The sequence below is a fragment of the Pseudomonas sp. S12(2018) genome (assembly GCF_024355235.1).
GTDB lineage: Bacteria > Pseudomonadota > Gammaproteobacteria > Pseudomonadales > Pseudomonadaceae > Aquipseudomonas > Aquipseudomonas palmensis.
The window spans coordinates 1-21,761 of the sequence record NZ_QLAD01000006.1 but is presented as its reverse complement, the minus strand read 5'-3'; the positions used below and the strand labels follow the sequence as shown (position 1 = coordinate 21,761).

Annotated in this window: 20 protein-coding genes; 10 read left to right on the top strand and 10 right to left on the bottom strand. The window is 64.6% G+C overall.

The features are described from left to right. Window positions 1-171: 171 nt before the first annotated feature. Window positions 172-852, top strand: a complete 681-nt coding sequence (locus DN388_RS15120; protein WP_255000825.1) for a hydrolase — start codon at window positions 172-174, stop codon at window positions 850-852. A 55-nt stretch (window positions 853-907) separates the two neighbouring features. On the opposite strand, the gene DN388_RS15115 is transcribed toward DN388_RS15120, so the two are convergent. Further along, window positions 908-1,552, bottom strand: coding sequence for a dTMP kinase (locus DN388_RS15115; protein WP_255000819.1), 645 nt, complete (start codon window positions 1,550-1,552; stop codon window positions 908-910). An 88-nt stretch (window positions 1,553-1,640) separates the two neighbouring features. Between DN388_RS15115 and DN388_RS15110 the strand changes: the two genes are divergently transcribed. The 3 genes from DN388_RS15110 (at window position 1,641) to DN388_RS15100 (ending at window position 3,428) form a co-directional block, all read left to right on the top strand. Then, window positions 1,641-2,363 carry a hypothetical protein gene (locus DN388_RS15110; RefSeq protein WP_255000817.1) on the top strand — a complete coding sequence of 241 codons (723 nt, stop codon included), beginning with the start codon at window positions 1,641-1,643 and terminating at the stop codon, window positions 2,361-2,363. 67 nt (window positions 2,364-2,430) lie between these two features. Then, window positions 2,431-3,117, top strand: coding sequence for a hypothetical protein (locus tag DN388_RS15105; protein WP_255000815.1), 687 nt, complete (start codon window positions 2,431-2,433; stop codon window positions 3,115-3,117). 140 nt (window positions 3,118-3,257) lie between these two features. Continuing rightward, window positions 3,258-3,428, top strand: a complete 171-nt coding sequence (locus DN388_RS15100; protein ID WP_167400189.1) for a hypothetical protein — start codon at window positions 3,258-3,260, stop codon at window positions 3,426-3,428. Window positions 3,429-3,432: 4 nt separating this feature from the next. On the opposite strand, the gene betI is transcribed toward DN388_RS15100, so the two are convergent. The 8 genes from betI to DN388_RS15060 form a co-directional block, all read right to left on the bottom strand. Next, a complete protein-coding gene (gene betI / locus DN388_RS15095; protein WP_052504246.1) occupies window positions 3,433-4,080 on the bottom strand; it encodes a transcriptional regulator BetI in 648 nt (215 codons plus the stop codon). A gap of 166 nt (window positions 4,081-4,246) precedes the next feature. Beyond that, window positions 4,247-5,689 (bottom strand): cytosine permease, encoded by a 1,443-nt coding sequence (locus tag DN388_RS15090; RefSeq protein ID WP_253086660.1) that lies wholly within the window; start codon window positions 5,687-5,689, stop codon window positions 4,247-4,249. A 60-nt stretch (window positions 5,690-5,749) separates the two neighbouring features. Beyond that, a complete protein-coding gene (locus tag DN388_RS15085; protein ID WP_255000811.1) occupies window positions 5,750-6,934 on the bottom strand; it encodes an iron-containing alcohol dehydrogenase in 1,185 nt (394 codons plus the stop codon). A gap of 10 nt (window positions 6,935-6,944) precedes the next feature. Further along, window positions 6,945-8,441: an aldehyde dehydrogenase family protein gene (locus tag DN388_RS15080; protein ID WP_236176252.1), complete on the bottom strand. Its 1,497-nt coding sequence runs from the start codon at window positions 8,439-8,441 to the stop codon at window positions 6,945-6,947. Window positions 8,442-8,599: 158 nt separating this feature from the next. Beyond that, the gene (locus tag DN388_RS15075) at window positions 8,600-9,967 is read right to left on the bottom strand and encodes an APC family permease (protein WP_058540203.1); all 1,368 of its coding nucleotides are present in this window, start codon (window positions 9,965-9,967) and stop codon (window positions 8,600-8,602) included. 269 nt (window positions 9,968-10,236) lie between these two features. Then, window positions 10,237-11,136, bottom strand: coding sequence for a proline iminopeptidase-family hydrolase (locus DN388_RS15070; protein WP_054914489.1), 900 nt, complete (start codon window positions 11,134-11,136; stop codon window positions 10,237-10,239). Window positions 11,137-11,324: 188 nt separating this feature from the next. Continuing rightward, window positions 11,325-12,401 carry a hypothetical protein gene (locus DN388_RS15065; RefSeq protein WP_218195173.1) on the bottom strand — a complete coding sequence of 359 codons (1,077 nt, stop codon included), beginning with the start codon at window positions 12,399-12,401 and terminating at the stop codon, window positions 11,325-11,327. 58 nt (window positions 12,402-12,459) lie between these two features. After that, the gene (locus DN388_RS15060) at window positions 12,460-13,800 is read right to left on the bottom strand and encodes a diguanylate cyclase (protein WP_173925049.1); all 1,341 of its coding nucleotides are present in this window, start codon (window positions 13,798-13,800) and stop codon (window positions 12,460-12,462) included. Between the two features lie 259 nt (window positions 13,801-14,059). Here DN388_RS15060 and DN388_RS15055 point away from each other — a divergent pair, with 259 nt between their 5' ends. Continuing rightward, entirely contained in the window at window positions 14,060-14,986 is a 927-nt protein-coding gene (locus DN388_RS15055) for a bifunctional 2-polyprenyl-6-hydroxyphenol methylase/3-demethylubiquinol 3-O-methyltransferase UbiG (RefSeq protein WP_255000803.1), read from the top strand. A gap of 30 nt (window positions 14,987-15,016) precedes the next feature. On the opposite strand, the gene DN388_RS15050 is transcribed toward DN388_RS15055, so the two are convergent. After that, the gene (locus DN388_RS15050) at window positions 15,017-15,790 is read right to left on the bottom strand and encodes an ABC transporter ATP-binding protein (protein ID WP_043861240.1); all 774 of its coding nucleotides are present in this window, start codon (window positions 15,788-15,790) and stop codon (window positions 15,017-15,019) included. 433 nt (window positions 15,791-16,223) lie between these two features. Here DN388_RS15050 and DN388_RS15045 point away from each other — a divergent pair, with 433 nt between their 5' ends. From DN388_RS15045 to DN388_RS15025, 5 genes are all read left to right on the top strand, one after another. Beyond that, window positions 16,224-16,778: a phage tail protein gene (locus DN388_RS15045; RefSeq protein ID WP_054914486.1), complete on the top strand. Its 555-nt coding sequence runs from the start codon at window positions 16,224-16,226 to the stop codon at window positions 16,776-16,778. 29 nt (window positions 16,779-16,807) lie between these two features. Then, window positions 16,808-17,365 carry a phage tail protein gene (locus tag DN388_RS15040; protein WP_116053949.1) on the top strand — a complete coding sequence of 186 codons (558 nt, stop codon included), beginning with the start codon at window positions 16,808-16,810 and terminating at the stop codon, window positions 17,363-17,365. Window positions 17,366-17,400: 35 nt separating this feature from the next. Next, a complete protein-coding gene (locus DN388_RS15035) occupies window positions 17,401-17,940 on the top strand; it encodes a phage tail protein (protein ID WP_043861237.1) in 540 nt (179 codons plus the stop codon). After that, a complete protein-coding gene (locus tag DN388_RS15030; RefSeq protein ID WP_255000797.1) occupies window positions 17,933-18,478 on the top strand; it encodes a GNAT family N-acetyltransferase in 546 nt (181 codons plus the stop codon). The genes DN388_RS15035 and DN388_RS15030 overlap by 8 nt, the downstream gene beginning before the upstream one ends. A gap of 123 nt (window positions 18,479-18,601) precedes the next feature. Next, the coding region (locus tag DN388_RS15025; RefSeq protein ID WP_255000795.1) for a putative Ig domain-containing protein at window positions 18,602-21,761 on the top strand (3,160 nt) is incomplete at its 3' end.

Below are 21,761 nucleotides of genomic sequence, written 5' to 3'. Positions count from 1 at the left end.
GGTTAACAAATCACACCATCGAAACGTTGCCCACTACCCTGTGCGTTTGACAATGAACGCTGCAATCATCGTTCACAAAACAGGACGCTCACGTGCAAATTACGCGTCTACCGGCCCTATCGTTCCGTATCTAGACTCCCTCTCACACCACTACCCCAGAGGAGAGTCCAAATGAGCACACCCGCCAACTTCAACAATCAGGCCCCTGTCATCGACCCGACCGATGTCGCCATGCTGTTGATCGACCATCAGAGTGGGCTGTTCCAGACAGTGCACGACATGCCCTTCACCACCTTGCGCCGCCTGGCCAGCACCTTGGCCAGGATCGCGACCTTGTCCAACATCCCCGTGATCACCACCGCCTCGGTACCGCAAGGCCCCAACGGCCCGTTGATTCCCGAAATTCATGAGAACGCCCCGCATGCCCGCTACATCGCACGCAAAGGCGAAATCAACGCCTGGGACAATCCGGAGTTTGTCGCCGCCGTGAAGGCCACCGGCAAGAAGCAGCTCATCATTGCCGGCACCATCACCAGCGTGTGCATGGCCTTTCCGTCCATTGCGGCGGTGGCTGCAGGCTATCAGGTGTTTGCCGTGATCGACGCCTCCGGTACCTACTCGAAGATGGCGCAGGAAATCACCCTTGCGCGAATGGTCCAGGCAGGTGTCGTGCCCATCGACGTGGCGGCGGTGGCTTCCGAACTGCAAAAGACATGGAACCGGCAAGACGCGGCTGAGTGGGCGCAGGCCTATACCGGCATCTTCCCCAACTATCAGTTGTTGATCGAAAGCTACGCAAAGGCACAGGAAGTGGCGAAGAACAACGAAGCGCTGGACTCCCAGCGCAGCTGATTCACCCGCCGACGGTTCCCATCGCAAGGTGGGGACTGTTGGCGGCACCCGCAATTCATGGAGCTGACACGGCGTGCTCGGCCCGAGAGTCGCCCAGCACGCCGTTGATCTCGGCCACCAGTTGCCCCACCGCCTCCTCAACCGTGCCTTCATTACGGCACAGCACCCACCCGTTATCCGCAACCGCCTGCTCGAATGCCTGCGTGGCAGCAACCTGCTCCTCCAGGCTGAACATCACGGTACTGCCCAGCCCTCGGGTTCTGGCCGCCGCCCTCGCCCACGAAATCTGCGGGCTGGTAACCACCCCTACGTGCAGGTCCGGCACACTCACCTCGCGCTCGAGGTTCAACCGCAGAATCTCGGCAAACGGCACTATCCAGCGAAACGCCGCATCCGATGGATACCAGCGGTCGATCAGGATGATGCTGTTGGGCGGCTGCCTGGTCAGCACCTGCCGGGAAATCCAGGCCCGGCTCTCGGCAAGGCGTTCGCAAACCGCCCACTCCAGCGACCGGCTGGGGTTTCTGACCAGTGCGTTGACGAGCGCCATCGTCTCGCCCCGGCCGGGGTCGCTGTTTTTCTCGGACAGCCGGACCACCTTTCTGCCGTCAGCCCGCAGTGCCTGGGTCACGGCTTCCAGCAGCGTGGTCTTGCCGGTTCCCTTGGGGCCATCCAGAGAAACGAAAAGCGGACGGTTCATTGTTGTTGCGCCTCTGGTTGTGTCCATCAGTCATGAGCCGGCATTCTTGCACACCCGCTCCCCAGCAGACACCGAGGCACCTCCGTCAATGGACCCGACACTCACCCAGGCCCTTGCGCAACTGCGCAGCGCCCTGCCCATCGGCCTACGTCACGCCCGGGCCCTGCTGCAACGCTGCGCCGGCAACCCGCAGCAGGCCGCCGAGCTGTACAAGGCCGAACTGCTGCAGGTGCTGATGGAAAAATCCGGTCTGCCACACCACCAGGCCCGCCAGTACCTGCACAGTGCGGGCTACGACCTGAGCCGCGCCTTGACCGCCCTGGACGAAGCGCGTTTCACCCTGACCCAGCGCATTCTGCGCCACCATCACCAGGACAAGCCACGCGCCCTGGACCTGATCGCCCAGGCCATCGAAACCGCCGAACAGCTGCCCCGCCAGTACTGGCTGGATTTCGAGTGCCTGGATCAACTGCCCCCGGCGCTGCGCTGCTTCATGGTGATCCACGAATGGCTGGCCTTCGAGCAATGGGAAGGCTTTGACAGTGCCCTGCACTTTCACCTGCCCCAGGCCATCGCCCAACTCAGGCACCTGCAGCTCGATGCCCTGGCGCACACACTGGAGCAGGCCGATCAGCGCCAGCAGCACCTGCGCCAGGCCCATGCCGATGAACGCCACGTCGAGCTGGCCATACGGGTCCAGCATGACCCGCTCTTCGACGCCTGCCAAACCCGCTTCAACCAGCAGCGCACGCAGCTCGACGAGCAGCTGTACGCGTGGGTGGAGCGGCACATGGCGCAGTTTCCCGCCTGAGCCGCGCCCCTGCAGCGCGCAAGCCGGTAGACTGCCGCCCTCCCCGACGGACCTCGGATTCCCCCTCATGGAACTGCACTACCGCATCACCCCCGACCACCTCCAGTCCTTGATCGCCGAACCGCTGAAGCAGGAACTGCTCAGGCAGGACGCGCAACAGGCCCGCGCCCTGGCCACCTTCGCCAGGTGGCAGAGCCGCCTGATCGGCCCGCTGATGTTCGCCCTGTGCCTGATCGGCGCCCTGCTGGCGGTGTATCTCCCGGAGCGACGCATCACCCCGGAGAAAGCCATCGCCCTGCTGCTGTTCGCACTGGTGTTCATCCCGCTGTGGTGGCGCTTTTCCGGGCGCTGGGTCGGCCACCTGCAAGCGCGGATCGCCGCCAACCACGCCAAGCCCCGGGCACCGGTACGCGGGCTCAACCAGCGCCTGATCGAGGCCAGGCTTCGGGCACCCCTGAAATCGGCCCAGGACACGTACAAGCTGAGCTTCGATGATCAGGGCTTCACGCTGGACAAGGCCCGGGGCGGCAAGACGGTCCTGGCCTGGGAGCAAGTCGTACACCTGCTGGAAACGCCGGATTTCTACCACGTGGCGAGCGCAGACATGCGCGCCAAGGGCATGGCCTGCCTGATTGCCAGGCACAGCGAGCTGATGCCGGCGCAGGACTATCAGCAAGGTCTGCAGGCGTTTCTGAGCCACTGCCCGGTCACGGCTAGCGCCCCGGCCACGTCTTGCCCATCAACCCCGAAGTAGCCCTCGGCCGGCCTGGGCGCAGGTGGTAATTCGGCCAAAGCACAGGGAAGCAATGCCATGGCAACGCTCCGGTGCTGCATGCAGCCACGGCGAACGTATAAGGTAGGCCGCACAACAATCCAACTGCCAAGGAGACAGCCATGACCCTGTTCTGCCGGCTTAGCCTGCTGTTGCTGATCGTGGGAATGCTGCTGGGCGAGATCGTGCTCGCCAGCGTGGGGCTGGTGGGCGTGTGCGGTGCGGCGCTGTACATCAGCATCCGCGAGGATACCCCGCAGGCGCCCCCCGCCGAGCCGGAGTTTCTCGCCTAGCCGTTCAAGGCTGCAGCGGTTCGGCGCCCTTGACGAACATCTGCGCCGTGACAATGCAGCACTTCTCGGCCTTCTTCGAACTGAAAGCCTTGTGGTCGAGCGCCCATTCCAGCCAGAAGCCGTCGATCAGCGCGGTGATGGTCAACGCCGCGCTTTTGGCGTCTATCTGCGTGCCCTGTGCCTTGCCGATGGCCTTGAACACCGACTCCAGTTCCTTGCGATAGTCGGCATAGAGCTTTTTGTTCAAGGCGCGCAGCTGCTCCGACGATACCGCCGCCCCCCAGAACCCCAGCCAGGTGGTGAGGATGAACTCGTTGAAGATCTGCCCACGAAACGAGGAGCGGATGATCGCCAGCAGACGGTCCTCGGGGGTGCCGCCCTGCACCGCCAGGTACTTGCGGGTTTCTTCGCGCAGCTGGTCGGTGAGTTCCTGGTAGGTCGACAGCATCAGCTCTTCCTTGCTGGAAAAGTGATGGCCGATCAGCCCGATGGACACCCCGGCCTGCGCGCAGATGCGCTCCAGGGTACTGCCACTGTGGCCATAGCGGGTGATGCACTGCATCGTCGCCTCGATGATGGCCTTGCGGCGCGTCTCGGGGTCGATGCGGGTTCGACGCTTCCTGGGTTGGGTTACTTCGGGCTCACTGCTCATACGTCAACAACCTGTGCACTGCGGGGCATGGCCCCGGTCTCCGGACAGCGGCTACATCTCAGTCGCCAAGCGAGGCGACAATTTAGCAACTTTTGCCCGGGCAAGTGACAGGAAATGGCGATTGCCCCGGCGTGCGTTGCGCACGCCAGGGCAATCGTCGACAGGCTCAGTTGGCGGTCAGGCCGCGCTCCAGGTCCTTGTCCAGTTCATCGATGCGCGACAGCTCCGCCGCGATGTCCTGGGTGCGGCACAGCCACCCGTAGACCAGCGCCGACACCACCAGACCCACCAGCATGCTGATGTCGGCGCCATCGAGCAGCGTGGTCACGTAGCCGGTATACAGCCCGGTGCTGGAGAACGGCAGCATGGCCACGAAGCCTGCCACGTAGGCGCCGATGCCGCGCCAGTTCCAGCGCCCGTAGATCCCGTTGGGCTTGAAGATCTCGGTAATCGAAAACTTGCCGTGGCGTACCTTGTAGAAGTCCACCAGGTTGATCGCCGTCCACGGGGTGAACAGGTACAGCAGGATGGCCAGGAAGTCGCCGAAGTCCTTCACGAAGTTGTCCGAGGCGGTCATCGCGATGGCGATCGCGGTCCCGCCCACCAGCAACATCGAAACGATGCGCTTGAACAAGGTGGAGGTCTGGGTCTTCACCGTGTCGGCGATACTCAGCAAGGTGATCGAGGCGCCGTAGAAGTTCTGCGCCGCGCTGGTCACCAGGCTCAGCACCGCCAGGATCAGCAGGCATTCGCCGAAGCCGCCGAACAGTGTGTTGCCCAGCATCACCAGGCCCTTGGCCAGGTTCTGCCCCGGGCTCAGTGCCGCGGCCAGGGCGCCGATCAGCATCATCCACACCCCGCCGATCATCGCGCCCATGTAGGTCCACCAGAACGACGAGCGCACGCTGACATTGGCCGGCAGGTAGCGCGAGTAGTCCGACACGTAGATCGCCCAGCTCAGCTGATACGCGGCGGCCACGAAGAACTGCGCCAGGAACGGCGTTGCCTTGAAGTCCGAGACGCTCAGCTGATCGGCTGGCAGCTTGACGAAGAAGAACAGCCCCACGGTGAACACCAGCATCACCGCGATCAGCACGAACGCCAGCAGCCGCTGCACCTTGTGGAAGGTGTTGTAGCCGGCAATCGCCATGACGATCGCCAGCAGCGAGAAGGCGATGGCCGAGCCGTTTTCGGGAACGTCGAACAGTTCGTGCAGCGTCTGGCCCACCAGCAACTGGTTGAAGGCGTTGTAGCCCACGTAGGTGGCGATGGCCACCACATACACCAGCAACGCGCCCAGGTAGCCGAACTGCGGGCGCGACTGGATCAGTTGCGGCAGGCCCATCTGCGGGCCCTGGGTGGAATGGCCGGCCATGAACAGCGTGCCGAAGGCGCAGCCCAGGAAGATCGCCACCGCCGACCAGAACAGGTTGGCGCCCATGCCGACCCCGATGATGCCCACCGCCAGGGTGGTCAGGTGCGCTTCCCCGCAGAACCAGATGGGCCACAGGTGCCACGCCTTGCCGTGGCGCTCTGCGAGCGGGACGTAATCGATGGAGCGTGTTTCAAGGTTCAGGCGTCCCTTGGACGCCGAGTGGGAGGCAGACATGGCAGTTGCACCTTTTTTTATTGGTCTGGTTGCACGGCTAAGCGGAAAACAGCGGGTTCATCAATCGCGGGCGTGGTTGATCGCCTGGGTCAACAGCGCCTCCAGTTGCGCCTGGGTGCTGTCGCGCGGGTTGGTCAGCCGCGCCGGGTCGCCCATGGCCTTGCGTGCCACGGCGCCGACATCGGCCTGGCGGACCCCGAGCTCGGCCAGCGACCTGGGAATCTCCAGGCGGTCGAGCAAGGCGCACACGGCGTTGTAGAAGGTCTCGAACTCGGCGTCCGGCAAGCCCAGGGCCTGCGCCACCGGCATCAGGCGCGGGGTGATCTGCGCCTGGTTGTAGCGCAGCACCACCGGCAGGATGACCGCGTTGGTCAACCCATGGTGGGTGTTGTAGGTGGCGCCCACCATATGGCTCAGTGCGTGCACCAGCCCCAGGCCCTTGAGAAACGCCACGCCGGCCAGGCACGAGCCGATCAGCATGTTGCCCCGCGCCTCCAGGTCGTGACCGCGTTCGACGGCGGTGTCGATCGAGCCCCACAGCAGCGTCAATGCCTGCAACGCGGCGCCATCGCTGAGCGGGTTGAAGCTGGGCACGAAGTAGGCTTCCAGGGCATGGATGATCGCATCGCACCCGGTCCATGCGGTCAGGTTGGCCGGCAGGCTCTGGGTCAGCTCCGGGTCCAGGATCACCGCCGCCGGGCGCGCCCGTGGGTGCCACACGCAGCCCTTGATGCCGCGCCCGGTGTCGGTGAGCATCGCGGTGCTCTCGGTTTCGGCGCCGGTGCCGGCGGTGGTGGGAATCGCGATCACCGGCGCAAAGTCCGCCGCACTGAAACCTGCCGGCACCGGCTTGTCGAAGTCGAAGGCCCACAGCTCGCTGCGCTGCTGACGGGCGACCAGGGCCACCGCCTTGCCGCCGTCCAGGCCACTGCCGCCCCCCAGCGCGATGATGCCGTCGGCGCCCCAGGCCCGATAGGCTGCGGCACCGGCCAGTACCGACTGGTCGGTGGGGTTGGGCTCGATGCCGCTGTACAGGCCGCAGGCAAGCCCCGCCTCGGTCAGGCTGCGCTGCAGTTCATCCACGAAGGGCAGGCGCAGCGAGCCCTGATCGGTGATGATAATCGGTCGGCTGATGTTGAAGTCCCGGCACAGCCTGGCCAGGTGATGACGCGCACCCGGGCCGTACTCGATGGGCAGTGGCACGGTCCATTGTTGCGGGTTCAAGGCTGAAAGCGTGTTTTGCATGGGGTTGACCTCAACGGCAGCGCAGGATGGTGGATTTCAATTCGGTGTACTTGCCCAGCGCATGGGCCGAATTGTCCCGGCCATTGCCGGACTCCTTGAACCCGCCAAACGGGAAGTTCATGTCCACCAGTTCGTCATAGCAGTTGACCCACACCGTGCCGGCCCTGAGCTGGCGGGTGGCGCGGTGAATGGTTCCAAGGTCGGATGACCACACCGCCGCCGCCAGGCCGAACTCGGTCTGGTTGGCGATGGCGATGGCCTCATCGAGGGTGTCGAAGGGAATCACCACCAGCACCGGGCCGAAGATTTCCTCGTTGGCGATACGCGCGGTTGCGTCCGGGGCAAGGAAGATCGTCGGCTCCAGGTAGGCGCCTGCCCCCACCGGCGAGAGCGCCTGGCCGCCCTTGAGCAACTGCGCCTCGTGCCGGCCTGTTTCGATGTAGCGCTGGACGCGCTCGAACTGCACCGCGTCGATGATCGCACCCGTGACGCTGGCCGGGTCCAGGGGGTGCCCCGGGTAGTAGCTGTCGGTGGCCACGAGCAGTTCGCGCAGCAGCGGCTCGATCACCGAGCGCTGCACCAGCAGACGCGACCCGGCGCTGCACACCTGGCCCATGTTGGCGAAGATCGCCGCCGCTGCCGACTGCGCGGCCTGGGTGAGATCCGCGCAATCGGCCATGACGATATTGGCCGACTTGCCGCCCAGCTCCAGCCATACACGCTTGAGATTGGAGGCGGCGGCGTTCTGCGCGATCTGCCGCCCCACCGCGCCGGAGCCGGTGAAGGCGATACAGTCAACGTCGCCATGCAGGCTCAGCTCGCGCCCTACCGCGCCATCACCGGGGAGCACGTTGAACACCCCAGCCGGAACACCCGCTTCCATCGCCAGGGCGGCGATGCGCAAGGCGCTCAACGGGGTTTTCTCCGACGGCTTGAGCAGCACGCTGTTGCCGGCTGCCAGGGCCGGGGCGAACTTCCAGGCGGCCATCAGCAGCGGGTAGTTCCAGGGCACCACCGCCGCCACCACGCCCAGCGGCTGCTGGGTAACGGTGCCGAAGAACTGCGGGTCGGTGGCCGGCACCTCACCGTGCACCTTGTCGATCAGTTCGGCAAACCAGCGCAGGCAGTAGATCGTGCCCGGCAGGTCGGCACCAATGGTATCGGCAATCGGCTTGCCGCTGTCCAGGGTCTCCAGCAGCGCCAGCTCGTCGGTATGCGCCTCGAGCAGTGCGGCCCACCTCAGCAGCACCGCCTTGCGCTCGCGGGCCGCCAGCTCGCTCCACACGCCGGCCTCGAAGCTGCGCCGCGCAGCAGCCACGGCCAGGTCCACATCGGCCTTCGCGCACTGGGCCACCGCCGCGAGCACGGCGTCGTCAACCGGGCTGCGGGTGCAGAAGGTCGCCCCGTCTTGCGCGTCCACATAGCGCCCGTCGATGAATGCCCTGCCCTCCAGCGGCAACGTTGCTGCCTTGTCGAGCCAATAGGCCCTGTCTTTGAGTCGTGTCACTGCAATACCCCGTCTTGTTCTTGTCAGGCTGGGGCAATCCTAGGCGATACTGAAAATATCTTCAATAACGATCAAGACCGTTACTGAATTTATTTTCAATAAAAAATGCCCGCATGAGCGGGCATTGTTCCAGGCGATGCATGGGCAGCAGCGTGCAGTCAGTCCGTCCAGGTCAGCGAGGGCGCCCCCCGCCGGCGCATCACCCAGGCAATCAGCAGGCCGCCGAGCATCCAGGCGGCGCCCAGCACCTTGGCGTGCACGTTGGTGCTCCACAGCGCATAGCTCAACAGCAGCACGCCCAGCACCGGGGACACCCCATGGCTGAACAGCTGCGCCTGGCCGATCTTCCTGAAGTAGATCATCACCGACACGTGCAACAGGATGTAGGCGGTCAGCGCGCCGAACGTGACCAGGGTCACCATCACATCCAGGTAGCCGGCCCCGGCGAACGCCACCACGAACGAAACCAGCGCAACCGTGACGATGGCGTTGGCAGGCACGTTGGTGCGGGCACTGATGCGGCTCAGGTACGCGGGCAGGCGCTTGTCCCGCGACATGCTGAACAGCACCCGCGCCGTGGTCGCCTGGGACACCAGGGTGTTGGCCATCAGCGCGATGATGCCGCTGGTCAGGGTGATCACCGGCAGAAACCAGGCCCCGACGATCTCGGCACTGAGGGTATAGAACGCGGTGTCGGCAGCGGCGCCCTGGTACACCGTGCCCAGCGGCACGAACACTGCCGCCAGGTACACCTGACCCACGAACAGCACCGTGACCAGCATCAGCAGCATCATCGTGGCCCTGGAGACCGTCTCCCCGCCCCCCTTGGCCTCTTCGTTCAGGGTCGACACCGCGTCGAATCCGATGTAGCTGAGAGCTGCAATCGGTACGGCGGCGAACACCATGGCCATGGAGAAGTCGGAGCGGTTGTAGAACGGCGCGATGAAGTGCTCCAGGGTCGGCTTGAGTTCGATGATGCGAGAGGTGGCAAAGGCGGCGAACAGAAACAGCACCACCAGCTGGATCAGCAGCAGCACCTTGCTCAACCTGGCATTCATCTCGATGCCCATCAGGTTGACCGCCGTGGGCACCGCAACGAAGGTGACCAGCCACACCGTGGTCGGCACCTGCGGGAACTGCGCCGACAGCGCCGCCGCCCCCAGCACCGCCAGCAGTGCCGGCAGCAGCAGGTAATCGAGCAGAATCGCCCAGCCGGCCACGAAGCCCAGGCTGCTGTTGGTGCCGTGGGTGACATAGGAATAGACCGAGCCGGCCAGGGGGATCTTCCTGGCCATCTGGCTGTAGCTGATGGCGCTGAAGATCATCGCGACGGCGGCCACCAGGTACACCAGCGCCACCATGCCGGCGGAGGTGTTGTAGATAAGCCCGAACACGCTGACCGGGGCGATGGGCACGAAATACAGCAGGCCGTAGGCGAGCACATCGGAAAAGCTCAGTACCCGTTTGAGCCCTGCCTGCTCCGGGTCTTGTGTACTGGGGGTGTCTGACGCATTGGCAATCGACATGGGCAATCTCCGAAGCAATAGATCGTCGAGGCGCAACCCCCTGCTTCGCCAGGGGCCTGGGTCGACTTGTTTTTTATAGTTTTATCCATGACTTCAAGGGTCGGTACAGCGCGCGCGGGGCTGCGTGCGCTGTACCGGGGCTGCTTCCTGCAAGGGGCAAGTATCAAAGTGGGCCACCAGGCGAACAAGCGACCATTGCGCATGCAATCAGTCGTCGGCGGAATGATCCCCAGCGGTGCCGCCCTGGCTGTGCATCGACCCGACGGCATTCAGGTGCGCGGGGTCGCCTTGGCAATGAAGGCGCGCAGGTGCCTGAAGAAGGGTTCGGGGTTTTCGATATGCGGCATGTGGGAGGCCTCGGGTATGCAGCAGAACTCGGCGCCCCTGACCATCGCCGCGAAGGCCCGGCCCGATTCGGGGGTGCCTTCGTCGTGGGCCCCGCACATGAACAGCGTGGGCACCTCGATCGACGCCAGCTTCGGGGTCAGGTCCAGGTCCGCCAGTGTGCCGGTGCCGAAGAACTCGGTGGGGCCCCACATGTAGCCGTACAGTTCGGTCGCGCAATTGTCCATCGTGTCGACCACGATCTGCGGCCAGGGCTGCACGCGGCACAGGTGACGCACATAGAACGCGTTGACCGCCTCCAGGTACTCGGGGCTGGTGAAGTCGCGCTGCGCCTCGCACCGGCGCATCACCGCCTGCAGGTGGTCGGGCAACTGCGCCTTCAATCGCTCGCAGTCCGCCATCCAGCGCTTGGCATCGACCAACGGCCCCGACAGCGCCAGCGAGCACAGCCCGGCCGGCTGCCGGGCCGCATAGTTGATGGCGATGCTGCAGCCCCACGAGCTGGCAAACAGATGCACCTGGCCCAGGCCCAGGTGCTCGCGAACGGCATCTATCTCGTCGGTAAAACGCTCCAGCGTCCAGTTGCGTGTGTCGCCCACCCGCTGCGAGCGTCCGCAATCGAGCTGGTCGTACAGCACCACGCTGCGGTCAGGCACCAGTTCCAGCAGCGGCAGCAGGTAGTCATGGGAGTTGCCGGGGCCGCCATGCAGCACGATCAGCGGCACGGCACCGCTGTTGGCCGAGCGGTTGAGCCGGTACCAGACCTTCCCACCCGGCACATCGATATGGCCGCTTTCATCTGGCACAGCAGCGTAGTCACTCACGAGCACCTCCAACCTTGTGATTGTTATTCTGTTGGCGCACGCCCCCGAACCCGCAAGCCCGGTACTGACGCGGGAACAGGCGGTCGTCGCCCTGCTCGAGTCTTAGGGCACGAAGGGGCTGGCACAAGCGAAAAAAAATGGGCTGGTCCTGAATTATTTTCCTGACCTGCCGTGGCGCTGCGGCACGCTCAGGGCGGCGGCGCGAACAGCACGGGCCGCGCTGCATCGGCGCCCAGTACACAGGCCACGTCATGCGCGCAACCTGGCACGATGACCATGCGCCTGGGCGTGCGCGGCTTGAGCACGGCCTGTTCATAGGCGGCATACGCCAGCCCTCGCTGCAATCGGAAAGGCCCCTGCAACATGGCCGCGCAGGATTTGTCGAGAATCGGGTAGAACGTGCCCTTGTCGGCACTGCTGTCGAGGGCACCTTCCAGGTAATCGACCTGGGCCGCCGCATAGTGTGCGCGGGCCTGTGCGCCGGTACGCGGCAGATAGCCAGGCAGCGACTGGGTGCCGTACTTCCAGTGGTCATAGGCACAGGCCGGAGACGTCGCCGGCACGTCGAAGCGCCAGGTGCAGCCCCCCGTACCACAGGCCTCCCACGGTACCGTTCGCTCGCCCCGCAGGGGCACGGGGCGAACCGGGTCGAAGTACAGCCAGCTGCCCGGGTCGGCGATCACATAGCGCAGCGCCACACCCGCCGGCGGGTCGGCGGCAAAACCGATGCTGTGCTGGAGCATCTGCGCACCGGCCGAAAATCCCACCAGGGTCACACTGCGCAGGCTCGGCCACTGCCGGGCCAGTTCGCCCAGCAAGGCGTCCAGTGCCGCAAAGGCGCCAAGCGGATGGCCGCCCAGCGAGGGAGCCCCCGCCAGCCAGCCGGCACAGCTCCACAGCGCGTCGCCCGGTTGAGCGCCGGGCGTGTCCGGCATGCTGCAACGCCCGGCCTGCGCCGGCGCCACCTGATACAGCGGCGCCACCACCAGGGTACGCGGCAACCGGCCCGCAGCACGTGCCGCCTGCAAGCCGGCCTCGAAGCTGCGCCCGACATCGCGCGGATGCCCGTGCAGTATCAGCAGTGCCGTCTGCGGGCCGTGGGGGTCGCCGGGCCTTGGCGCGCGCGATGCGTAGTAATGCATCTGGCCTGCACCTGCCGGCAACGCGAAGCTGTGCAGGCACTGCGGGCCGGCCTGGCGCCCGCAGTGGCCGCGCTCGGCGGCGAGCGCGCCACTGGCCGTCAGCCACAGCACTGTCAACCACATAACGCTGCGCCAGAGGCGCCTTGGCGTGTGCATCGTCGCCTCCATCAGGCTTGGCCTGTCACTCCGGCGAGGTCAGTTCCCCGTACGCCACCACCCGGTTCCGGCCGCCCTGCTTGGCCTGGTACATGGCCTGGTCGGCCTGTCGCAGCAGGTGCTGGTAGTCGGGGTGGCCGTTGTAGGTGGCCATGCCGATGCTCACGGTGACCTGGTGCCTGCGGCCTTCGGTCAGTTGCAGCTTTTCCGCTTCGACCTTGCGCCGCAACTTCTGCGCCACCTTCATGGCGTTGGCGCTGTCGATGTCCACCAGGATCATCAGGAACTCCTCGCCCCCCATGCGGAACACGTAGTCCCCCGCGCGGCTGTGGCTGCTGAGGATCTCGGCGATCTGCTGCAGAATCGCGTCGCCGGCTTCGTGACCGAAGTTGTCGTTGATCGACTTGAAGTTGTCGATATCCACCGAGAACACCGAAAACGTCTGCCCGGTCTTCTGCGCGATGGCGATCTCGTTGCCGATCACCACCGGCAGGAACTTGCGGTTGAGCATGCGTGTGAGCACGTCGCGACCGCTTTCCAGCTCGTTGGCAGTGTTGAACAGGTTGTCGAGGTTGAACATCAGGCTCTTGGTCTGGTCGCGAATGTCGCGCAGCAGGCGCATGCGCGTCTCCTGCTCGTGCATCGAGGCAAGAAACATGGGCAGCAACACGTCATCCATGTGACGGATGATCTTCAGGATCTGATCGCTTTCGCTGGTGTTCTGGAAGGCGTAGGCGCCCTTGTGACGGAACCACAGGCCGAAATCAGAGGCCGCGAGCCTGGGCAGGTTCACGCCGTTGGAGCCCATGGCCAGGTCGAACATCAGGCTGTTTTCCCAGTCCAGCAAGGCGCCACGCTGACGCTCGCGCTCGGTGCTGATGTTCTGCAGCACCGAGAACAGCCGGTAGCCTTCCTCGTTGCGCGAGTTGCGGTCATGGGACCGCGAATAGGCGTGGCTCATGATTTCCATGGCCAGGTCCATGGTTTCGCTGGCCAGGCGCAATGCCTGCGCCTCGCTGGCCCACTGCTGTTCGAGAATCAGCTGGAACAGCAACTTCTTCAGGTGCCGCGCACCACTGAGCACCAGGTGCAGCGGCACGTCGATGCGCGCATGCACTTCCCCCACCTGTTTCTGCAGGGCAACCAGCGGCATGCAGTCATCGGTGGGCGACACCGAATAGACCCGCACCAGCCAGGCCTGCATCGAACTGCCCAGGCGGCTCTTGACCTCGTCGTGGGACAGGATCAGCGAAGCATTGGGGTCGGCCAGCATGTGTTCATAGAACCGCGCGGCCAGCATGACCTTGTTGCGCTCGACAAGGCCCTGCAACGATTGGGTCAGCGTGCATGGGTACTGGGAAACCATGCTGTGCCATTCTTTGGCTTGTACTTCCGGGGAAACGCTTGGCATGTGTGGCCTATTTTCAATTCAGCAAGAAGCCTGATGCCTACACGAATCACAAGAGGCTTCGGCACTGGACGAACCAACCGGGTTCGCCCGCCGGGTATTCTATTGCACGCTGCGCGGGAAGTCTTTGAACGCGAGCGCTGCGTACCCGGCTCAATACTTGCGCGGCCCTGCCGATAGCCTGCGCAAGGCATTTTTTCAGAGGGAGCAAGCGTCGATGAACCATAAAGGCATGGCCTTGGCCAGCAAATACTGTCAGGGCCGCGGCCTGGAGATCGGTGCCGCCGCGCATAATGCGTTCTACCTGCCGGACTGCATCAACCTGGCCCCCTGCGATGGCGAGGCATTCCTGTACCCGCAGGACCTGGAAGACTACACGCACTACAAGCAGGAACAGGCCAACTACCACGCCGAGCCCGCCAGGGTCGACGCGCTGGGCGACTTCCTGGATATCCCCTTTGCCGACCAGACCTTCGACTACCTGATCACTTCCCACGTCATCGAGCATGTGCCCAACCTGCTGGCGGCCTACGTGGAGTCATCCCGGGTGGTGAAGGACGGTGGCGTGTTCTTCTGCATCTTCCCCAACCGCAACGCCGAGCCCACCGACCGCATCCGCGCGCTGACCACCCTGGAACAGATGATCGACGCCTACGAAAAGCGCGTCGACATGAGCACGATCGACGCGCACCTGTGGCGTGGCCATCACCTGGTGTTCTCCCTGCAGAGCATGCTGCGGGCCGTCAACCTGATCAACAACGTCGGGCTGGGGCACTGGCTGGTCGAAAGCGTCGAGCAGACCGACTCCAAGGTCGGCAACGGCCATACGGTTGTACTGCGCAAGCAGGTCGGCCTGGCGAACCTGATGATCAAGGATGGCGCCCAGTTGAATCACGAGATCGGCGCGCGCCTGCGGGCCCAGGACCTGACCGGCGCCCTGCACCTGGTGAAGGTGGCGCTGTCGTTCGACTTCTTCAACGCCTATCACCTGTACCTGGCCTTTGCCCTCAGCTGCCAGCTGGACAACGCTCGCGAGGGGCTGGAGTTCCTGCGTCAGGCACTGATCATCGACCCGGAAAACGAAGAGTACCGCCAGCTGTTCGTGCAGTTCACCGGCGGCCCGTTCATCAACCCTGTGCCCTGACCCCGCCGAGCCGGCCGCACGCAGGCCGGTTCAGGCGTGCCAGCAGCGGTACCAGCCATCCTGTTCGCTGATGCGCAGCTGCGTCTGGTACAGCTGCGACAGTGCCGCGCTGGTCAGCACCTCGGCCTTGGGCCCGTCGGCCACGATGCGCCCCTGGCTAAGCAGCACCACACGTTCGATTTCCGGGATGATCTCGTCGATATGGTGGGTGGTGATGATCATGGCGTGCTCCTCGGCGCAGAAGCTGCGCAGCAACCTCAGCATGCCCAGGCTCGCCCCCATGTCCAGGCCGTTGGCCGGCTCGTCGAGAATCAGCGCACTGGGCCGGTGAACCAGCGCGCGGGCCAGCAGCAGGCGGCGCTTCTGCCCGGTGGACAGGCGCTGGAACATGGTGCTTTCGTACCCGGCCATTTCCACCTCGGCCAGCAGCGCACGCGCCTGCGCCAGTTGCTCGTCATCGGGCTGCAGATGGCCATGGGCACCGATGGCGCCGAAAAAGCCCGACGCCACCACATCCAGCGCCTGGGTGTGCGGGGTGTAGTCTTCCTGCAGGTCCTGGGACACGAACCCCAGGCGACTGCGCAGTGCCCACAGGTTGACGGTGTCGCTGCCGAACAGCTTCAGGTGGCTGCCTTCGCGCTCCACCGGGTACAGCTCGCGGGTGATCAGCTTGAGCAGGGTGCTTTTGCCGGCCCCGTTGGGGCCCAGGATGGCGACCTTCTCGCCGGCACCGATGTGCAGGGAGAAACCGTCCAGCACACGGTTGTGCTGCTGGTAGGCGGTGACATTGTGGAAATCGATCATGGCTTGCTCGTCAGTGCGGCACGGAAAAGAACCCGGATCTTTCCACAGCACGCAGCCACTGGCTACAGGGCACGGCCAGGTGCCCATGAATGCCGGGAGCGACGTGTGCCTGGCGCCAGATTACCGACAGCCGCCCCGCGTCAAACAATCGTTTGAAAAAAATCGTCGAAATACCCATTTTCAGTGATGGCAATGCGTCACTACCTCGCCTAGCATCAACCCACCTCCCGAGGGCCGCTTCGCCGGACCCTCTGCCTGTTATCGCAACCATGGAAGGAACGCTCATGAAGAAGCGCAGATGGAAGCTGGAACGGCCACAAGCCGTGATCGATAACCGCCTTACCTAGCTAGTCAGCTCTGCCGTGATTGTCACTCACTTGCCTGCAAGTGGGTTTTTTTTGGTGCCTGAGAAACATGATGGAGGTTTGTTCATATGGAACCTTTCGTGGGTGAAATCCGCCTGTTCCCGTACAACTTCGTGCCCAAGGGTTGGCTGCCGTGCGACGGACGCCTGTTATCCACCCAAACCAACGCTGCACTGTTTTCCTTGCTCGGCACCCAGTTCGGCAGCTCCGGCAACAACCTGTTTGCCCTGCCTGACCTGCGTGGGCGCACCGCGCTGGCCCGGAACAGCACCGGCACCCCTGACCCCGGCCTGAGCAATCATACCCAGGGCCAGTCAGCCGGCACCGAGAAAGAAACACTGCCCGCCGCCGCACTCGCCCAGCATACCCATGAGGTCTATGTATCCGATGCCCTGGGCAACAGCGGGCCGGCCGGTGCGTTCCCGGCCACCAGTGCCAACCTGGCAACCCCACCGGTCGCTTCGCGCAGCACCTACGTCAAGTTCGACAGTAGCAAGCAGCAAGCGCTCAACCCGGCAACGATTCAGCCCACGCCACCCCAACAGCCCCTGGACAACATGCAGCCTTCGCTGGTGCTGCAGTACTGCATCGCCAGTGTTGGCGTTTACCCACCGCGCCCGTGAACACGCTCCTTCACATCAAGGAATGAACCATGTCTGAAGCCTTTATCGGGGAAATCCGTCTGTTCGCAGGCAACTACGAGCCACAGGACTGGGCACTGTGCAATGGCCAGCTGTTGTCGATCCAGCAGAACCAGGTGTTGTTCACGCTGTTGGGCACCACCTATGGCGGTGATGGGGTCAACACCTTCGCCCTGCCCGACCTGCGCGGCCGGGTACCGGTAGGCGCCGGCGCAGGCCCCGGCCTCACGCAGCGCAACCTAGGCCAGGCAATGGGCAGTGCACAGACCTCCATTGGCGTGCAACACATGCCCGCTCACTCGCATACCTTTTACGCCAGCACGCAGTTGGCCGATGCCGCCTCGCCGGTCGACACCCAGGCACCGGCCTCGCGCACGCTCGGGGTGTTCACCGCGCAAAGCTCGACCAAGGGGCTGTACAGCAACGGCGGCACCAACCCCAACGTCACACTGAATTCCGCGGCAGTGTCGGTGGCGCCAGGCGGCGGGCAACCACATGCCAACCTGATGGGCAGCATGGCGCTCAACTACATCATCGCGCTGGCCGGGATCTACCCGTCGCAGCAGTAAGCCCACCCCTCTCTGAATCAAGGAAAGAGCATTCCATGGACGCTTTCTATGGTGAAATCAGGCTTCTGCCCTACAGTTTCGTACCGCAGAATTTTCTTCCCTGCGACGGGCGTTCGTTGTTGATCCAGCAGTACAGCGTGCTGTTTTCGGTGATCGGCAACCGATTCGGCGGCGATGGCAAGACCACATTCATGCTGCCCAATCTCAATGGTCGTGTGGTGATGGGAGCCGGCCAGGGTACCGGGTTGCCAAACGCAGCCTTCGCCAGTACCGCTGGCGCCGACAAGGTAGCGCTCAATTCCTTGAACTACCCGCCACACAACCATGGGTTCACCGCGCGCGATGGTACCGAGCCGGACCAGAGGGTCGACATCCCGAGCACCACCACCTACCTGGCCCAGCCACGCAACATCAACCTGTACAACACTGTGGGCACCACGCAGACGCTGGCCGAAGGCAGCATGACTGACGCCGGCACTGGCAACGGCAACATCGAGCGCAACCTGATGCAACCCTACCTGGCGCTGGCGTACTGCATCTGCGTCGAAGGGGAGTACCCGATCCGCAATGACTAGCCTCGAGCGCCTGGCCCGCCTGTTGCCATCGTCGTTCGATCCCGGCCTGCGCCTGCAGGCCGAGGCGGATGACGGGTTTCTGCGCGCGCTGTTCGTGACGCGCCGCTGGGAAGAGGTGCGTGCCGCACCAGGGTGGACCGACGCGCAGCGGGTCGCGTTTCTGCACGCCCAAGCCGAGCTGCAGCAACGCCACTACGCCCTGCACTATCGCTCGGCCGAATTCCTGTTGCTGGAGCACCAGGGGCAACCGATCGGCAGGTTGTGCCTGCAGGTGGACGCCAGCGAAGTGCGGGTGGTCGATATCGCCTTGCTGCCTGCCTGGCAGGGCAAGGGGCTGGGCAGCACCCTGCTGGCCGCGGTGCTCGCGCTGGCCGACGGCCAGCACACGCGCTGTGCCCTGAGTGTGGAGCCGTTCAACCCGGCGCGCCGGCTGTATGCGCGCCTGGGCTTCGAGGTAGTTGGCGAGCAGGGCTTGTACCTGCAGATGCAACGGCCACTGATGCAGACCTGTGCCGAGGGTGCCCCCATGGAACCCTGACCACGCCGCCGCCGTTACCTCAACGCTGCAAAACCCGCACTGCCAGTCACGGCATACGGGTTGTTCCGATGACTCTTGACCCGCGCCGCAAGCGAGTAATACCGCTACCTGGCAGGAAGCCCCATGAACAGATCCCTGATTGACCTTCGTCACCGCATGGCCCGCAGCATTGCATTGCTGGGCCTGATGCTCGTCTCGCTGCTGCTGTGCGGCCAGGCCAGTGCCGCCCCGACCCTTTCCCCCGCCAGTGGCACCGCCCTGCCGGATGTGGCGGTCAACACACCGATAGACACTTTCACTATCACCGCCACCGGCGGCGCCATCTTCGAGTGGTACGAATGTGACCAGGATGACACCAGCATGCCGACCAACTGCCTGCCGCCCGGTCTGGTTCTGGAAACGTCGCCTGGAAGCGCGACCACCACCCTGCATGGCACCCCCACAGCCATCGGCAACTACGATTTCTGGATTTCGGCCCTTGACAGCAACGATGTCGTGGGCAAGGCCCGTTACACCCTCAAGGTCACAGGCGCAACACCGCCCCTGACCCTGACCGCCGTATCGCCCGGCAGCGGCCCCGCCATCGGCGGCACCTCTGTGACCCTGACCGGCACCAATTTTGTCGGCGTCACCGACGTGACATTCGCTGGTGTGCCCGCTACCAACATCATCGTCGTTTCCCCGACCTCGATAACCGCCACCGTCCCCGCCCACACGGCAGGCCCGGTCAACGTGACGGTCACAACGGCAAGCGGTACGAGCACGCTGACCAATGGTTTCACCTACCTCGCCGTACCGACCCTGACCATCGCTACGCCCAATTCCGGCGCCACCACCGGCGGCAATCAAGTGTTTATCTCAGGCACAGGCCTGACCGGCACCACCAGCCTCACCTTTGGCGGCACACCGGCAAGCAGCTTCACCGTCAACAGTTCGACATCGATCACCGCCATTGCGCCCGCGCATGCCGCCGGGCCCGTCAATGTCGTGGCCACCACGCCGGGGGGCAGTGCCACTTCGGTCAATGCCTATACCTACCTCGCCGTGCCGACCCTGAACACCGTCACCCCCAACTCAGGCCCCATCGGCGGTGGCACCAGCGTGACCCTCACGGGCACCGGCCTGACCGGCGCCAGCAGCGTCACCTTTGGCGGGGTATCGGCAACCGGCTGGACCATCAACAGCCCCACCCAGATCACCGCCACAATCCCGGCCGGCAACGCCGGCGTGGTCAACGTGAGTGTCACCACTGCCGCCGGCTCGGCGTCGTTGACCAATGCCTTCACCTACATTGCACCGCCGGTTGCCGGCCCGGTCAGCGCCTCTGTCGGCCACAACAGCAGCGCGAACCCTGTCACACTCAGCCTCTCGGGGGGCGTCGCCAGCAGCGTGGCCATCAGTACCTCAGCAAGCCACGGCACAGTAACGGCCAGCGGCACCAGCGTCACCTACACACCCACGGTCGGTTATGCAGGCACGGACAGCTTCACCTATACCGCCACCAACAGTGCAGGCACCTCTGCCCCGGCGACCGTGACCGTTACCGTCGGTTCCCCGACCATCAGCATCGCCCCTGCATCACTGCCTGCGGGTACTGCCGGTATCGCCTACAGCACCACCTCGCTGGCTGCCCGCGGGGGTAACGCGCCCTACGCCTTTTCGCTTGCATCTGGAGCCTTGCCCAGCGGCCTGACCCTGGCATCCAACGGCACGCTCAGCGGCACGCCGACCAGCAGCGGCAACTTCAGCTTCACGGCCAAGGTCACCGACGCGTTCAGCTACACCGGCACGCGCAGCTATACACTGACCATCGTTGCCGGCAGCATGGCCATCACCCCGGCGACATTGCCGGCCCCCATTTACAGCAGCAGCTACAGCCAACAGCTCACCGTCAGTGGGGGTGTCGCGCCCTACACCTTCAGCATCAACGGTGGCAGCCTACCGACCGGAATCGCCCTTTCCAGTACCGGTACCCTGACCGGAAGCCCCTCCAAAGCCGGTACTTACACCTTCAGCGTCACGGCGGTCGACAGCTCCAGCAACCTCACCAGCGTCAGTCAGACCTATACCCTCACCATTGCCACGCCCTTCATAGACATCACGCCGATTACCTTGCCCGCAGCTACGGTGGGCACGGGGTACAGCACGTCGATCAGCGCCAGCGGTGGGGTTGCACCCTTCGACTACGGTATCGCCTTCGGCGCGCTGCCTGCAGGAATGAGCCTTACCAGCACAGGCACCCTGAGTGGCACACCAACCACCGCCGGTACGTTCACTTTCGGGGTGCGGGCCAGTGATACCAACAGATTCACCGGAGTGCGTCCCTATTCCTTCGTGGTTGGCCAGCAAGCGCCGGTAGCCGCCAATATCAACCAAACCCTCGCAGCCAACAGCGGCGCCAGCACGATCAGCGCAAGCCTCAGCGGGGGGCCGACCACCAGCCTAGCCGTGGTGACACCCCCTGCACATGGCACCGTCAACATCACCGGGGCCACGGGTTTCACCTATACCCCGACCCCAGGCTATGCCGGCGTCGACAGCTTTACCTATACCGCCACCGGCCCGGGGGGGACTTCGGCGCCTGCCACCGTCAACCTCGCCATCACGCCGCCCACCGTGGTTATCGGCACGACCACACTGGCCAACGCCACCCAGAACGTGCCCTACACGGCCAGTATCAGTGCCAGTGGCGGCACCGCGCCGTACAGCTACACCATCGTTTCGGGCGCCCTGCCGTCCGGCATGACCCTGGCCCCGACCGGCAGCCTGGCCGGTACGCCAACCGCACCCGGCACCACCAGCTTTACCGTCAGGGTGACTGACAGCCAGAATTTCCAGGCAAGCCAGGCGCTGAGCCTGACAGTCGTGGCGCAGGCGCCCGTGGTCGGCAACGTGTCGGCCAGTGTGGCCGCCAACACCAGCAACAACCCGCTGACCCTGAACCTGGGCAGTGCCCCGGTCACCAGCGTGGCCGTGGCCAGCAACCCACAGCACGGTACTGCGCAGGTCAGTGGCACCAGCATCACCTACACCCCGACTGCCGGTTACTCGGGCATTGACAGCTTCACCTACACCGCCACCGGCCCGGGCGGCACCTCGGCACCTGCCACGGTGAACGTTACCGTTACCCCGCCAACCCTGGTGCTAAGCCCAGCGTCAGGCTCGCTGCCGCCAGGCACCGTGGGCACCGCCTACAGCTTCGGCCTGGGTGCCAGCGGCGGGATGGCGCCGTACAGCTATGCCATCGGCGGCAGTCTGCCCAATGGGTTGACACTCAACACCT